The sequence below is a fragment of the Conexibacter sp. CPCC 206217 genome, from assembly GCF_030646165.1.
Lineage (GTDB): Bacteria > Actinomycetota > Thermoleophilia > Solirubrobacterales > Solirubrobacteraceae > Conexibacter.
Map to the genome: position 1 here is coordinate 19,981 of NZ_JAUTDO010000017.1, position 14,240 is coordinate 34,220.

The 14,240-nt window shown below is 72.9% G+C and carries 13 protein-coding genes; 6 read left to right on the forward strand and 7 right to left on the reverse strand.

Annotation, left to right across the window (positions count from 1 at the left end; genetic code table 11):
- Positions 1-149 precede the first annotated feature (149 nt).
- From Q7L65_RS26955 to Q7L65_RS26965, 3 genes are all read left to right on the forward strand, one after another.
- Complete coding sequence (locus Q7L65_RS26955; RefSeq protein ID WP_304726492.1) at positions 150-2,126, forward strand: PQQ-binding-like beta-propeller repeat protein; 1,977 nt, start codon at positions 150-152, stop codon at positions 2,124-2,126.
- Positions 2,127-2,199: 73 nt separating this feature from the next.
- A complete protein-coding gene (locus Q7L65_RS26960; protein ID WP_304726494.1) occupies positions 2,200-2,760 on the forward strand; it encodes an RNA polymerase sigma factor in 561 nt (186 codons plus the stop codon).
- Positions 2,757-3,602 carry a hypothetical protein gene (locus Q7L65_RS26965; protein ID WP_304726496.1) on the forward strand — a complete coding sequence of 282 codons (846 nt, stop codon included), beginning with the start codon at positions 2,757-2,759 and terminating at the stop codon, positions 3,600-3,602. The genes Q7L65_RS26960 and Q7L65_RS26965 overlap by 4 nt, the downstream gene beginning before the upstream one ends.
- Before the next feature lie 51 nt (positions 3,603-3,653).
- Here the strand turns inward: Q7L65_RS26965 and Q7L65_RS26970 are convergent, their stop codons facing one another.
- The 5 genes from Q7L65_RS26970 to Q7L65_RS26990 form a co-directional block, all read right to left on the reverse strand.
- Complete coding sequence (locus Q7L65_RS26970) at positions 3,654-4,322, reverse strand: hypothetical protein (protein ID WP_304726499.1); 669 nt, start codon at positions 4,320-4,322, stop codon at positions 3,654-3,656.
- An 11-nt stretch (positions 4,323-4,333) separates the two neighbouring features.
- Positions 4,334-4,732, reverse strand: a complete 399-nt coding sequence (locus Q7L65_RS26975) for a hypothetical protein (RefSeq protein ID WP_304726501.1) — start codon at positions 4,730-4,732, stop codon at positions 4,334-4,336.
- A gap of 359 nt (positions 4,733-5,091) precedes the next feature.
- The gene (locus Q7L65_RS26980; RefSeq protein ID WP_304726503.1) at positions 5,092-5,685 is read right to left on the reverse strand and encodes a PASTA domain-containing protein; all 594 of its coding nucleotides are present in this window, start codon (positions 5,683-5,685) and stop codon (positions 5,092-5,094) included.
- Positions 5,686-5,849: 164 nt separating this feature from the next.
- Positions 5,850-6,071: a hypothetical protein gene (locus tag Q7L65_RS26985; RefSeq protein WP_304726505.1), complete on the reverse strand. Its 222-nt coding sequence runs from the start codon at positions 6,069-6,071 to the stop codon at positions 5,850-5,852.
- Positions 6,068-6,403 (reverse strand): hypothetical protein, encoded by a 336-nt coding sequence (locus tag Q7L65_RS26990; protein WP_304726507.1) that lies wholly within the window; start codon positions 6,401-6,403, stop codon positions 6,068-6,070. The genes Q7L65_RS26985 and Q7L65_RS26990 overlap by 4 nt, the downstream gene beginning before the upstream one ends.
- On the opposite strand from Q7L65_RS26990, the gene Q7L65_RS26995 reads away from it, so the two are divergent.
- Positions 6,387-7,580: an acyltransferase gene (locus Q7L65_RS26995; protein ID WP_304726509.1), complete on the forward strand. Its 1,194-nt coding sequence runs from the start codon at positions 6,387-6,389 to the stop codon at positions 7,578-7,580. The two genes, Q7L65_RS26990 and Q7L65_RS26995, sit on opposite strands and share 17 nt — an antisense overlap.
- Here Q7L65_RS26995 and Q7L65_RS27000 read toward each other — a convergent pair whose 3' ends face one another.
- On the reverse strand, positions 7,581-8,189 hold the full coding sequence (locus tag Q7L65_RS27000) for a helix-turn-helix domain-containing protein (protein WP_304726511.1): 609 nt from the start codon (positions 8,187-8,189) through the stop codon (positions 7,581-7,583).
- A gap of 200 nt (positions 8,190-8,389) precedes the next feature.
- On the opposite strand from Q7L65_RS27000, the gene Q7L65_RS27005 reads away from it, so the two are divergent.
- Together Q7L65_RS27005 and Q7L65_RS27010 are read left to right on the forward strand one after the other, a co-directional pair.
- Positions 8,390-9,565, forward strand: a complete 1,176-nt coding sequence (locus tag Q7L65_RS27005; protein ID WP_304726513.1) for a hypothetical protein — start codon at positions 8,390-8,392, stop codon at positions 9,563-9,565.
- Entirely contained in the window at positions 9,562-11,136 is a 1,575-nt protein-coding gene (locus Q7L65_RS27010) for an NAD(P)/FAD-dependent oxidoreductase (RefSeq protein ID WP_304726515.1), read from the forward strand. Before Q7L65_RS27005 ends, Q7L65_RS27010 begins: the two co-directional genes overlap by 4 nt.
- Before the next feature lie 72 nt (positions 11,137-11,208).
- On the opposite strand, the gene Q7L65_RS27015 is transcribed toward Q7L65_RS27010, so the two are convergent.
- Entirely contained in the window at positions 11,209-14,214 is a 3,006-nt protein-coding gene (locus Q7L65_RS27015) for a bifunctional GNAT family N-acetyltransferase/acetate--CoA ligase family protein (RefSeq protein ID WP_304726517.1), read from the reverse strand.
- Positions 14,215-14,240: the final 26 nt, after the last annotated feature.

Below are 14,240 nucleotides of genomic sequence, written 5' to 3' on the forward strand. Positions count from 1 at the left end.
GTTCGCACGGTCAGAGAAGGGTCAAGCACCGCAGCATCGGGAAGGGAAGGCTCGTGAGGCCGTTGTTGAGAATCGAGGAGGCAGGCATGGGAGGTAACGGTGGAAGTCGCGCGCGCGGCATACGCCGTCTCGCGATCGTCGGAGCGCTGTTGGCAGCGCTCCTGTTCGTCGTGAGCGGCTGCGGCGGCGATGACGACGACGACACGTCGGCGAGCAGCACGACGTTCGTCGCGGCCGGTTCGGGCTCCAATCCGGAGGGCTCGTGGGCGCACCCCAACGGCGACCTCCAGAACACGCGCAGCGTCGAGGGGCCGATCAGCACCTCGACGGTCACCAGACTCGGCGTCGCGTGGTCGGTGCCGATCACCGCGGCCGGCACGTTCGGCGGCTACGCCTCCACCCCCGTCGTCGTCGACGACACCGTCTTCACGCAGGACCTCGCCTCGAACGTCCAGGCGATCGACCTCAGAAGCGGCCAGGTCAAGTGGGAGATGAGATACGACTCCCCGACCGTCGGACCCAACGGCGTCGCGGTCGGTGACGGCCGCGTCTACGGCGGCACCGGCGACTCCGCCTTCGCGCTCGACGAGGCGACCGGCAGAGAGCTGTGGAACGTCAGAATCACGCGCAACGACCGCGAGGGCGTCGACATGGCGCCCGGCTACCTCGACGGGATCGTCTACATCTCGACGGTGCCCGGCAACGCGAGAGGCTTCTACAGAGGCGACGGCGTCGGCATCGTGCACGCGCTCGACGGCGCGACCGGCAGAAGAATCTGGGACTTCGCGACGGTGCCCGAGAACCTCTGGGACGCCAGACACATCGACATCAACTCCGGCGGCGGCCTCTGGCATCCGCCCGCGTTCGACGGCGAGGGCAACATCTACATCGACGTCGCCAACCCGGCGCCGTGGCCCGGCACCGACGAGTTCCCGTGGGGCTCCAGCCGCCCCGGCCCGAATCTCTTCACGAACTCGCTCGTGAAGCTGAACGCGACCTCCGGCGACGTCGAGTGGTACAGACAGGTTCTGCCGCACGACGTCTACGACTGGGATCTGCACCTCCCGCCGATCCTGACCGAGTCCAACGGCAAGAGAGTCGTGCTGTCGTCCGGCAAGCAGGGCTACGTCTACGCGTTCGACGCCGACAACGGCGACAGACTGTGGGAGAGAGCGGTCGGCGTCCACAACGGGCACGACAGAGACAACGAGCTGGCGCTCGACGGCAGATACGAGGACCTGCAGACGCCGGTCACCGTCTACCCCGGCAGCCTCGGCGGCGTCGAGACGCAGATGGCCGTCAAGGACGGCGTCGTCTTCGCGCCGATCGTCGACCTGCCGACGCAGTACCTGACGCAGGAGAGAAGCAGACTCGACATCGCCGGCGGCAAGGGCGAGATGGTCGCGCTCGACGTCGCCACCGGCGACCAGAAGTGGGTGCGCAGATTCCCGACGCCGGCCTACGGCGCCGCGACCGTCGTCAACAACCTCGTCTTCACGACGACGTTCGACGGCACGATCTACGCACTCGACGTCGACAACGGGCAGATCGTCTGGCAGGAGAGACTGCCGGCCGGCACCAATGCGACGATCGCGATCGCCGGCGACACGCTGATCACCGCCGCCAGCTTCCCGCAGGGTCCCGGTCAGCAGGCGCAGATCATCGCGTACCGGATCGGCGCGACCGGCAGAGCGGTCACGCCGACGGAGCAGCCCGCCGCGGGTGAGACCGGCGAGGGCGAGTCGCAGTCGGCGGAGACCGAGAGAAGACCCGAGGAAACCGAGAGAAGACCCGCTGAGGAGAGAAGAGCCGAGACGCCGAGCACCCCGGACACCGGGACCAGTGCAGCGCTGCTGGCGGCCGGCAGAACGGTCTTCACGGGCCAGTGCGCGGGCTGCCACACGCTCGCCGCCGCGGGCGCGAACGGCACCGTCGGCCCCAACCTCGACGACCTCAGACCGGACTCCGCGACCGTCGAGCAGCAGGTGATCAACGGCGGCGGCGGGATGCCGGCGTTCGGCGGGCGCCTGTCGAGAGAGCAGATCACGGACGTGTCGGACTACGTCGCGGCGGTCGCCGGCAGAGGCGGCGACGGCGGCGGCGGAGGTGGCGGCGGCACGCCGTAACACGTCGGACCAACGCCGCACCGGATCGCGGTGCGGCTGTCACACGTGGGAGTCATCGGCAAGGTACCTGTAGATGGCCGACTCCCGGAGCGACGACGAGCTGCTGAAGGCCTCCGTGCAGGACGCGGAGGCCTTCGCCGTCTTCTACCGTCGCCACGCGGAAGCGGTGCTGATGTATCTGCGTCAGCGCACCGGCGACGTCGAGGCCGCGGCGGACCTGACCGCGGACGTCTTCGCCGGCGCCTTCGAAGGCCGCCATCGCTTCAAGCCGCGGCGCGAGCCGGCGCGCGCATGGCTGTTCGGGATCGCGAACAACCTGCTCGCGATGAACCGGCGCAAGCAGCGTCGCGCGCTGGCGGCACGCGCCCGTCTGGGCGTGCCGCGGATCGAGTTCCAGGACGAGGAGCTCGAACGTGCGGAGGCACGCCTCAGCGCGCGCATGCGCGACAAACCCTTGACCGCGCTCGTCGACGACCTTCCCCCCGAGCAGCGTGCCGCCGTGCTCGCACGGGTCGTCGACGAGCGCGACTACGACGACATCGCCCGCGAACAGGATGTGAGCGAGGCGCTCGTCCGCCAGCGCGTGAGCCGGGCACTCGCGCGGATCAGCGGAAGTCTGCGGGAGGGCAAATGAACGAGGTGCTCGACACGATCGAGCGGGAGCTGATGGTGGCGATCCGCCGCCGCAACGCCAGACGTCGGCGACGGCGACGGCTGGGCTTCTTCAGCGGCGCCGTCTTCGCGGTCACGTTGACGATCGGCGGCGGCGTGGCCGCGATCCCCGGTTCCCCGCTCGAGAACCTGCTCAGCGGCAACGCGGGCGAGGACCTCGGGGTCGTCGCGCAGCGTCAGCCGCCGCCGGACGCAGCGCAGGGGTCGGGCCGGTCGCCCGCACGCACCGACATGACGCTGACCGACGCGATCGGCACGCACTGGACGGTGACGAACTACAAGGCGCGCGGTGGCTGGATCGTCGCCACCGCGGTGCCCGAGCGGCTGCCGCGGCGCGTGCCGGACCTGGTCGGCCGCAACGCGTTCACGCTCGCCTCGGCGCTCGCCGACGGTCCGGCGATCGGCGTCTGGCTGACCGCCGCGCAGCACGATGGGCGAGTCGGGCGCCTGCTCGTCGGGCAGGTCGACGCGACCGCGCGCAGCGTCGCGGTGGAGCTGGGCGGCCGCCGCTACGAGGCGCAGCTGTCGCCCGACGCGATCACCGCGAAGGTGCAGCGCCCACCCGAGGACGACCTGCTGCCGGCCGGCAGGGCGCTGCTGGAGAGACTCGGCCCGACGATCAGCCTGCGCACGTTCGCCGTCGCGCTGCCGGAGGACGCGATCGCATCTGGCACGTCGCGGCTGTCGGCGACGATCGAGACGACGCTCGACGACGGCACCAGCCACGTCGAGTCCGACGACCGCCTCTGCGTCAGCGAGCGCTGCGGGGTGGAGGTCTACGAGCTGCCGGACCAGGACGGGTAGGGCAAGGCGTCCCGGCCGGCCCGCCCCTCGGGCCGGCCGGGACACCGTCGCTCAGCTGTACGGCGGGAACGTGAACGACTCCGGACCCGAGGGTCCGGTCCAGGTGAGCGATCTGGGCCACTCCTCCGTCTCGACGTCGAAGAAGTTGTCGGTCGCGGTGACTGGGACTCTGGTGCCGTCGGCCTCGACGAGCACGATCGAGCTGACGTCGTCGCCGGCGATGCCCCAGACGTGGAACGGGTCGCCGAGCCGGCCGTTGATCCCGGGCGAGAGACCGGTCACCTCCAGCAGCGCCGCCGGTGGGCAGGCGATGGCGCCGGCGCGCACGGCGCAGACGGAGGTGCCGTCGGAGGAGGGAGCGATCCAGGCGCGCTCGCCGCCGGATGCGGCAACCGCTCGTGCCTCGCCGAGGTCGACGTCGCCGCCTGCCAGCAGGCCGGACCTGCGCAGGTGCGCGGGGACGGTGTCGCGCCGCGCGTCGCGCGGCGTGCGCAGGATGCGCAGGTGGGAGCGCGCGCTGGTGCGGGCACCGGCACCTGCAGCGGTGTTGGCGGGGGTGTTGACGGCGGTGCCGGTCGCGCTGCGCGTGCCGGCGTCGTGGGGGGCGGCCGATGCGGGTCGTTGCGCGCCGATTGATCCGCCGGCCGCGTGCGCGACCGAGACTGCGACGGCACAGCAACCGAGCACCGACAGTTGAACGATGGTGCGCTTGGCGTTCATTCTGAGCCTCCTCATGCCATGCCGCGGCCGTGGACGGTGTGCGTGACACCCGACTGATTTCTGACCGACAGCTCGAAGGCGACGAGGTCCTGGTCGTCGCACGTCGTGTAGTAGCACGCACGTGCGATGTTGTATGCGCAGCCGACGAAATAGATCGAGCCCTGAATGCAGATGTAGACGTCGCCGGCCCCGTCGTAGGAGGCCGAGCCCCATCCCCAGCTGCTGGTGGTCGCAGCTCTGGCGCTCAGGGTGGCGTTGTAGTAGCAGATGTCCGACCCGACGATGCCGCCGCAGTTCCACGGGCCGACCGTGACGGTGTAGCCGCTGCCGGGCAGGCAGCCGCTGCCGCCGGTAGTGCAGGCGCCGGCGGGCGAATGAGAGCCGGCGAGGGCCATGATGGCCACGCTCAACGCTGCGGCCAGGCTACAGCGAGATCGCCACGCGCGGGCGATCCTTCGGACGTGCGTATGCAGCACGATGTTCCCCCCTCGGGAAATGGTGAACGGCCTTTTAGTTATCTACTGACCGCCACGCGGCCACGCGCAGCGTTGACCCGGCAAGCTCGCCAATCCGACCTTCAATTATTTAAAGATCGAAGTTTATTTAGCATGTCAACGTGTGATTGCGCTGTCAAGCTCCAGCGTGCGCATCGGAACACGAGGCCGCGGCGCGGTCCGCGGGAGCAGAGCGATCGCTGGGCGGGAGCGTGGCCGCCGGGAGCGCCGCTGTCGGGAGCGCCGCCGAGGGGAGCGCCGCCGCCGCTGGCTGCTCAGCGGCTGACGAACAGCGTCACGAACGCGCGCGATCTCGCGCGGCGACCGGAGGCCGGCGTCTGGCCGATCACGCGTGGATTGCCGCGCAGGTCCGCGACGCGCTCGACGGCCGGCGTGAATCCGTGCTGGCGCACGACCGCGAGCGCGTCCACCGGCGCGAGGCCGGTGATGCGCGGCACGCGCATCGGATCGCGGGCGGGGGCCGGGGGAAGCAGCCGCGATCGGGCCGGAAGCTGCCGCGGGCCGACGACGAGGCGCCCGCGCACCGGCGCCGCAAGCCGCGCCACCAGCGGGACGGGAGCGTAGTCGGCCGTGCAGATCTGCTGCGGCGCCAGCGTCACCGCGACGGTCAGGCGGATCCGCGAGCGCGACTCCACCGCGGTCGCGGTGAGGTTGCCGGGGAAGCACGAGTTGCTGCCGAACGTGGTGAGGTCGAGCGAGAGCGCGTCGCGCCCGGCTTGGTCCAGGCGCCAGTCGACGGGCGTCGTCACGGGCGCGGGCGCCGGCTCCTGCGCGCGCACCGTCGTCGCCGCGGCGAGCGACAGCACGGGCACGGCGCAGACGGCGGACACGAGCAGCGAGCGGAGCACGCCCGGGACGCTAGCGCGACGGGCGTGTGCGCGTTGCAACGCGCGTGCGCCGTGCGGAACGACGCCGTTGCATGCGGGACGGCGTTGTCCCCGGCTGGGCGACCCGGTTCCTTGCGAGACGGCGCCGTCTCACGCGAGACGGCGCCGTTGCTCACGAACCAGATCTACGCCGGCGGCTGGGTGCATCCGGCGCCGCCGTTGAGGTAGCCGGGCCCGGAGCCCGGGCGAGTTGCGACGGTTCCGCTCGAGGTGTCGCGCTCGTTCAGGTACGCGATCACCGCCGCGGTGTCGGCCGAGCCACTGGCATAGCTGGGCAGGCGGAGCGTGTTCTGCGGGAAGTCGAACAGCACGCGGATGTCGCTGCTGAACGGTCCCGCGCCGGTCACGACGTTGCCGCTGACGTCGAGGCACTCGGTCGATCGTTGCCGTTGCCGCTGACGTCGAGGCACTCGTCGATCGTCGCCGCCGGATCGGCCTGCTCGTTGTGGATGCCGGTCAGCGTTCTCGCTGGGCCCGGCTCGGTCACGGTGCTGTTCGCGACCGTCAGCTGGACGTCGACGACGCTGTTGTCGTCCGCGCTGGCGTCGCCGTTGACCGTGCCGCCAGCTTCGCCCGCTAGCCTTTCGCGCTGGTCGCCGATCGCACCTGAGCCCTGACCCGCTTGAGGAGGCGCTGCTGTGGGGCGCGGGCGCCGCTCGACCATGACGACGAATCGCACGACATCAGATCGCAGCTCTGCGATCGACGGCCTGCGCGGCCTCGCCGCGCTCTCCGTCCTGCTGTTCCACGCCTGGCTCTACACGCGTGTGAACGTCTCGGCGTCGTCGCGCTCGACGACGCTCGACTACGTCGTGCACGAGGGGCGGCTGGGTCTCGTGCTGTTCTTCGTCCTGTCGGGCTTCCTGCTGTGGCGGCCGTTCGTCGCCGCGGCGCGCGGGCGACGGCCGCGTCCCGGCACGCGCGAGTACCTCGTGCGCCGCGGCGCACGGGTCGTGCCCGCGTACTACGTCGCGCTCGCCGGCTCGATCGTGCTGCTGTGGGGCGCACGCGAGACGCCCGGAGTGCGACTGCCCGACGCCCATCTGCTCCCGCTCTTCCTCGTCTTCGCGCAGAACTTCAACCCAGGCGCGGTGATGAAGCTCGATCCGCCGATGTGGACGCTCGCGATCGAGGTCAGCTTCTACCTGCTGCTGCCGCTCGTCGCCCTGCTGGCGCTGCGACTGCCGCGCTCGCGCCTGGTGCAGACGCTGGTCCCGCTCGCGCTGCTGGCCTTCGGCGTGCTGTGGAACGTCGACATCGCCGGCGAGGGCTCGATCGTCGCGGGCAAGGTCCTGCCGGCGATGCTGCCCTACTTCGCGCTCGGGATGCTGACCGCGCTGGTGCTCGACGGCCGCCGCCAGTTCGGTCGCCCGGTCGCCTACGGGCTGCTGGCCGCCGGCGTCGCGCTGGTCGCCGCCGACGCGTTGTGGCAGGCGCACGGCGCGGCCGTCCACTCGACCTCGTACGTCTATCGGATCTGGCGCGATCTGCCCGGCGCGGCGGGCTTCGCGCTGATCGTCGCGGTCGCGGCCGGCAGCGCGGGCGCCGGCACCGCGCTGCTGCGCGTGCGACCGCTCGCCTACTTCGGCACGATCTCCTACGGCGTCTACCTGTGGCACGTCCCGCTGCTGCTGACCGCGCGCCACTTCGGGCTGCTGCCGTTGCACACGCTGCCGGCGGTGCTGATCGCGCTCGTGTTGACGATCCCGGTCGCGGCGGCGAGCTGGCGCTGGATCGAGCAGCCGGCGATCGAACGCGCGAGAACGCTCACGCGCCGTTGGCGCGCTCCGGCCGCGAAGCGTGCCGGGCACGGCCAGCGCGCTGAAGTGGCGGCCCCGGAGCCTGGGCGGGGCTGATCAGGCCGCGAGCGCGCGGCTCTGGACCTGCTCGCCAGCGAACACGCGTGCGAGCAGCCCGACGCTGGACGCGAGCGTCGCGAGGTCGGCCGTCGCGTCGTGCTGCAGGCCGATCACCAGGCGTGTGACGGTCAGCAGGCCGGGGCTCGCGATCGCGCCCTCCTCGAGGCTGCCGATGTAGTTCTTGTGCATCCCGGTCCGCTCTGCGAGCACCGCGCGCGTAAGCTCCCGTCGCCGACGCAGCAGGCGCAGCGCGCGTCCCAGCGCCTCCGCGCTCGGCTCTCTGCCGGGCGCCGAGGTCGCGTCCGGCAGACGGCCCGCGACGTGCGCTCCGGCCGTCGGCACGGAGCGCACGAAGCTCTCCGCCAGCACGGAGACGCTGACGCCGAGCGCGTGCGCGAGGCGGTTCGCCGTTGCGAGGCCCGGGTTCGCGACGGTCCCGCGTTCGAGCGCGCCGAGGTAGTTGCGATGCAGCCCTTGGCGGGCGGCGAGCTCGCGCTGCGTGATCCCCGCGCTCGTGCGCAGCTGGCGCAGCGTCACGCCCAACGCGGCGGCGCCGCCGATCTCGTCCGCGTCGGACGCGAGGGAGAGGAGCAAGAGCAGCGGCATCTTGGCGCATGCTCACTTCGCGTCCGTCGCGCCGCTAGTGGAGTGCCGAACGTTCCAGGCGTTGAATAGTCAGCGCTAGGTAACCGATCGTGAACAGATCCTGTCCGTCGCCCGCGATGTGAGGAGACACACCTCCCGGTCCGGGTACGTGCAATAGGGTCGATCGCAGACTGCGGCAGACGCACAGGAGGTCACGAATCATGGGCATGACCACGAAGCGGACGGCGCTCGTCGCCGCCGGAGCGCTCGGAGCCGGGCTGGTGGCACAGCGACTGTTGCAAACGGAACAGATCCGTTTCGCGCGAATGAGCGGCAACTCGATCGCCGGCCCTGACGCCGCCGGCTGGGTGACTGACTTCCTCAACGCCGCCTATTACGCGCGCGAGCCGCAACTGCGCGACGTCGATGACCTGCGGCTCGCGTTCGGGATCGTCACGACGTTCTGGCAGCGCGGCGGCGGCCGTCGTCTGCACGCGCACGACGTCTTCGCCTTCCATCGCGCGTTCGGCCGGCGGCGGCTGCGTGACGGCGTCAGCGCCCGCCGCGGCACGCTCGACCGCGCCGAGCTGATGCGCGGCGCCGCGAGACTGCTCGGGGACTGGTTCCCCGCCGCGTGGGAGGACGACGCGCGGCGCGGCTGGGGGATCGCCTTCGAGACGGCCGCGGAGAAGGCCGCGCACGTCCCCGAGCGGCGGCTCGCGCTGGCGAAGCTCGGCGCGCTGACGCCTGCCGTCAGACCCGAGGCGGAACAGGTCTGGCACACCTACGACCCGGTCGAGGTGCCGGACCCCGACGCGGTCGTCGCCGCGCTGACGCAACCGGAGACGTGGCCCGACTACGGGACCGCGGTCGGCCGCTTCACGCCGCTGCGCAGCGGCGGGCTCGCGGGCCAGACGTTCGAGATCGAGGTCGCTGCGCAGCCGGCCGAGAAGGCGCCGATCTTCACGCGCGGCTACGTCACGATCACGCGCCTGGTGACGCACGCCGAGCCCGACGCGCTGCGCGCCTACGTCGAGCAGTTGAACGAGGGCATGGCGCGGATCGGCCGCGACGAGCCGCAGCCGGTGCCCGACGACGCGACGCCGCTCGTCGGCTTCGACCTCACCACCCACGCCGGCCATTTCATCGGCGCCGGCAACAACCGCCTGCTGCTCTACACCCGAGCCGGTCGCGCCTACCTGCGCGCAGCCGGCACCTGGGACGACATGCCATGGCACCTCGAACAGGCGTACCGGCACGCCGGCGCCGAGGCGCAGGCGGCCTTCTGGGGCGAGGGTCCGATCGAGGAGAGCCTGCTGCACCAGTTGGCATTGCGGGCAGGCGGGGGTGCGGCGGGCGATGCGACGCCCGACGACGCCGACGAGGCCGGGCGATGAGCGCTCGCGCACAGTACGACGCGGTCGTCGTCGGTGCTGGCCCCAACGGGCTCGCTGCGTCGATCGCGCTCGCACGCGCCGGCCGCGGCGTGCTGCTGCTGGAGGCCGCTCCGCGGATCGGCGGCGCCGTCGCGACCGAGGAGCTGACGCTGCCGGGCTTCCGCCACGACGTCTTCTCGTCGGTCTACCCGGCCGGCGCCGCGTCGCCGGTCTTCGCGCGCATGCCGCTCGACGAGCACGGCTTGCGCTGGATCCAGCCGGAGCTGCCGATGGCGCATCCGCTGCCCGACGGCGCCGCCGCGCTGCTTTCACGCGACCTCGACGCGACGGTTGCCTCGCTCGACGCGCTCGCGCCCGGTGACGGCGCGCGCTGGCGCGAGCTCGCGCAGCCCTACCTCGATCGTTTCGACGCGCTGCGGGCGACGATGCTCGGCAGCTTCCCGCCCGTCGCCGGCGGCGCGCGGCTGCTCGCGGGCCTGGGCCTGGAGGGGACACTGGAGTTCACGCGGCTGCTGTTCGCCTCCGCGGAGTCGCTCGGCGGCGAGCTGTTCGGCAGCGACGGTTCGAAGGCGTGGCTGTTCGGCTCGGCGCTGCACGGCGACGTCCCGGTCGGCGGCGCCGGCAGCGCGATCTCGGGCCTCTACCTTGCGCTGCTCGGCCACGCGGTCGGCTGGCCGAGCCCAGAGGGCGGGGCGGGGCGGCTGGCGCAGGCGCTCGGCGGCTACTTCGCCGCGCTCGGCGGCGAGACGCGCACCGGCGCGAGGGTGACCGCGGTCGACAGCGCGGCCGGTCGCGTCAGCGGCGTCACGCTGCACGACGGCATCCGTGTCGGGGCGCCGATCGTGATCCTCGACACCACCCCGCACGCGCTCGTCGCGCTGGCCGGCGCCGCACTTCCTGCGCAGTACGTGCGCAAGCTGGTGCGATTCCGCTACGGACAGCCGACGCTGAAGCTCGACTGGGCGCTCGACGCGCCGATCCCATGGGAGGCGCCCGACGTTCGCCGCGCCGGAACCGTGCACGTCGGCGGGACGGCACCCGAGATCCGCACGGCGCTGTTGGAGGTCGAGGCGGGACGGCTGCCGGCGAGACCGTTCCTGCTGCTGGGCCAGCAGTCCCTTGCCGATCCGACGCGCGCGCCGGCCGGCAAGCACACGGCCTGGGCGTACACGCACGTGCCCGCCGGGGTGGGCGTGGACGCGGCGGTCGCGGCCGCCGAGGCGCAGATCGAACGCTTCGCGCCGGGCTTCGGAGACGCGATCCTCGCCCGCCACGTGCTCGCGCCCCCGCAGCTCGAGGACCGCAACGCGAACCTCGTCGGCGGCGACGTCGGCGGCGGCTCCTACGCGCTCGACCAGCTCGTCTTCCGCCCGCTGCCGTCGCTGAGCCCGTACCGCACGCCGCTCCCGGGCCTCTATCTCGGCAGCGCCTCGACGTTCCCCGGCGGCGCGGTGCACGGCGTCCCCGGCGACGCCGCCGCCCGTGCCGCGCTGATGGACGCCAAGCTGCGCCGAATCCCCCGCCCGCCGCTGCCGCGGGGGCTGACGCGGCGGATGAGGGGACTGGGCTGAGGGAGCGGCGCGACGCGGTTGTCGTGTGTGCGACATGGCTGTAGCGGGTGCACCGCCGCTGTTGCGCGCTTTCTAACGCCGCAGCGCGGGCGTCGGCGCCGGCGGAGCGACCGGGGCGACGCGGATGCGGGCGTCGACGACGACGGCGCCGTCCGGGTGCACGACGACGGGATTGCAGTCGAGCTCGACGACCTCGGGGTGCGCCTCCACCAGCGCGCTGATCCGCAGCACGACGTCTTCGAGCGCGGCGACGTCGACCCCCGGCGCGCCGCGGTAGCCCTCCAGCAGCGGATAGGTGCCGAGCTCGCGGACCATGTTGTGCGCGCCGCGATCGGTCACCGGCGTCAGCCGCACCGCGACGTCTCTCAACAGCTCGACCGCGCGTCCGCCCAGACCGCACGCGACGACGGGCCCGAACAGCGGATCGGTCGTCGAGCCGACCAGCAGCTCGACTCCCGCCGGCGCCATCGCCTGCACGACCCAACCGTCGAGTGAGGAGACGCCCGCGCCCGCCCCGCCCGGCGTGTCCGCCGTGGCCGCGCCCGCCCCGCTCGCGCCTCCACTCGCTCCGCCCACCGATACGAACTGCTCGCGCATCTCCTGCGCCGCGCGTCGGACGGCCGTCGGACCGGTCAGGTCGAGCGTCACGCCGCCGCGGTCGGACTTGTGCAGCAGGCCGGGCACGAGTGCCTTCAGCGCGACGCGGCCGCCCAGTTCGCGCGCGGCACGGGCCGCGGCGGTCGGGCTGCGGACGATCCGCTGCGCCGGGAGCGGCAGGCCGTAACAGGCGAGCAGCTCGTGGGTCTGCAATGCGTCGAGCCAGCTGCCGTCGCGCTGCGCGGCGAGCGCCCGCGCGACGATCGCCGACGCCTCGTCACCACGCGTGTCGGTCAGCTCCGGCACCTGCCCGTGCGGCGTTCTGCGCCACCTCGCATGATCGGCCGCCCGCGCGAGCGCCCGCGCCGCGTCCTCCGGATAGCGGAACACCGGCAGCGGCCCGCTCGCGTGGTCGGTTCCGCGCGCATCGTCGCTGCCGCGCACCCGGTCGGTCCCGCCCCCGCGCTCCCGGTCGCCGACACCGAGCCGCCCGGCCGCGCCGCCCCGCGACCCCACATCCGTGGTGTCACTGAGACGAGGACCGGCAGTTTGCTGCTGCAGAGCGGTCGTGATCCTGCGGTCCTCGGCCGCGACGGCGCCCGGCGCCCCGTCGTCCGGCACCGCCCCCGCGCCCGGCGCCGCGATCGAGTCGCCGGTCATGAAGACCGACAGCAGCGGCAGCCGGCCGTCGAGTCCGCTCGCCGCGCGCCGCAGGGCGGCCGCGACGTCCTCGGCGCGCGCGAACGGGCGGGCGACGAAGACGGCGATGATCGCATCGACCGCGTCGCTGCGGCCGATCGCCGCGACCGCGGCCGCGAACGCGTGCGGCGACGCGTCGACGAGCAGGTCGACCGGGTTCGCGAGGCCGGCGCTTCTCGGCACGATCGCGGCCAGCTCTTCGCGCAGCGCCTGCGGCAGCGGCGGCAGCTCCAGCCCCGCCGCCTGGCACGCGTCCGCGGCGAGGATCCCGGGACCGCCGGTGTTGGTGACGATCGCGACGCGGCGGCCGGCCGGCAGCGGCTGGCGCTCCAGCAGCGCGGCGAGGTCGAACAATTCGCCGAGCGTGTCGGCGCGCAGCACGCCGGCCTGGCGGAAGAGCGCGGAGACGGCCAGCTCGGAACCGGCCAGCAGCGCGCCGGTGTGCGACGACGCGGCCCGCGCGCCGGCGCTCGTGCGACCCGCCTTGACCGCGACGATCGGCTTGGTCTGGCCGACTCGTCTGGCGATCCGCGCGAACTTGCGCGGGTTTCCGAACGATTCGAGGTAGAGCAGGATCGCTCTCGTGCGCGGGTCCTGCTCGCTCCACTCGAGGAAGTCGTTGCCGGACAGGTCGGCCTTGTTGCCGACCGACGCGAACGTCGCGATCCCGACGCCCAGCTCGCGCGCCTGCTCCAGCAGCGCGATCCCGACGCCGCCGCTCTGCGACAGCAGCCCGATCCCGCCGGGCGGCGGCTGCGTCGGCACGAAGGTCGCATCGAGCCGCACGTCCGGGTCGGTGTTGAGCACGCCGAGGCAGTTGGGGCCGACGAGCCGCATCCCGCTGCCGCGACAGGTCGCCAGCAGTTCGCGCTGGCGCTCGGCGCCGGCCGGCCCGCTCTCGGCGAAGCCGGCGGCCAGCACCGCCAGCGCGCGCACCCCGCGCTCCCCGCACTCGCGCGCCACCGTGACGACGTCGGCGGCCGGGATCGCCAGCACGACGAGGTCCAGTTCGCCCGGCACCTCGTCGAGCGAGCGGAAGCAGGGGTGCGAGCCGATCGCCCGGCCGCGCTTGTTGACCGCGTGCAGGGCGCCGGTGAAGCCGCCCGCGACAAGGTTGGCGAACAGCGCGCCGCCGATCGTCGAGCGGTCGGGCGAGGCGCCGAGGACGGCGATCGAGCGCGGCCGCAGGACGGCGTCCATCGCGTTGACGGCGGCGATCCGCTCGCGCTGCCGGAAGCGCTCGCGCGCCTCGTCGGTGAACGCCGTCGGCATCTCGACCGTCAGCACACCGGGCTCGGAGTGGACCGTCAGCGGCAGTCTGCTCTCGCGGAAGACGCGCAGCATCTTGTGGTTGTCCGGCAGCACTTCCGCGACGAACGTCGCGATTCCCTGCGCACGTGCGCCGAACGCGAGATGCGCCAGCAGGATCGTCGCGAGGCCGCGCCCGCGCATCGTCTCGCCGACCTCGAACGCGACCTCGGCACGGTCTGGGCCGAGCCGCGCCCAGGCGGCGTGGCCGGCGATCTCACCGTCGCCGGTCAGCGCCAGCAGGCCGTCGCGCTCCTTGCGGTCGACCTCGGCGGCCCAGCGCGCGGCGGCGGCGAGATCGGTCGCGGGCGTGAAGAAGCGCAGCCGCCGCGAGTCGGCCGAGAGCGACTCGAGAAACGCGCGCAGCGCCGGCAGGTCGTCACCGTGGACCGGTCGCACCTGGATCGGGGAGCCGTCGCGCAGCGCGACGTCGACCGCGCGGGCAGCGAGCGCCGCGGGGCTCGGGACCGGCATCGGAGGCGTCGCGCCCGGGGCCACAG

Coding starts and splice junctions, on each gene's coding strand:
- Q7L65_RS27000 (WP_304726511.1), bottom strand. CDS start 8,189: ATGCCGCTGCTCTTGCTCCTCTCCCTCGCGTCCGACGCGGACGAGATC.
- Q7L65_RS26995 (WP_304726509.1), top strand. CDS start 6,387: ATGACGACGAATCGCACGACATCAGATCGCAGCTCTGCGATCGACGGC.
- Q7L65_RS27005 (WP_304726513.1), top strand. CDS start 8,390: ATGGGCATGACCACGAAGCGGACGGCGCTCGTCGCCGCCGGAGCGCTC.
- Q7L65_RS26965 (WP_304726496.1), top strand. CDS start 2,757: ATGAACGAGGTGCTCGACACGATCGAGCGGGAGCTGATGGTGGCGATC.
- Q7L65_RS26960 (WP_304726494.1), top strand. CDS start 2,200: ATGGCCGACTCCCGGAGCGACGACGAGCTGCTGAAGGCCTCCGTGCAG.
- Q7L65_RS27010 (WP_304726515.1), top strand. CDS start 9,562: ATGAGCGCTCGCGCACAGTACGACGCGGTCGTCGTCGGTGCTGGCCCC.
- Q7L65_RS26970 (WP_304726499.1), bottom strand. CDS start 4,322: ATGAACGCCAAGCGCACCATCGTTCAACTGTCGGTGCTCGGTTGCTGT.
- Q7L65_RS27015 (WP_304726517.1), bottom strand. CDS start 14,214: ATGCCGGTCCCGAGCCCCGCGGCGCTCGCTGCCCGCGCGGTCGACGTC.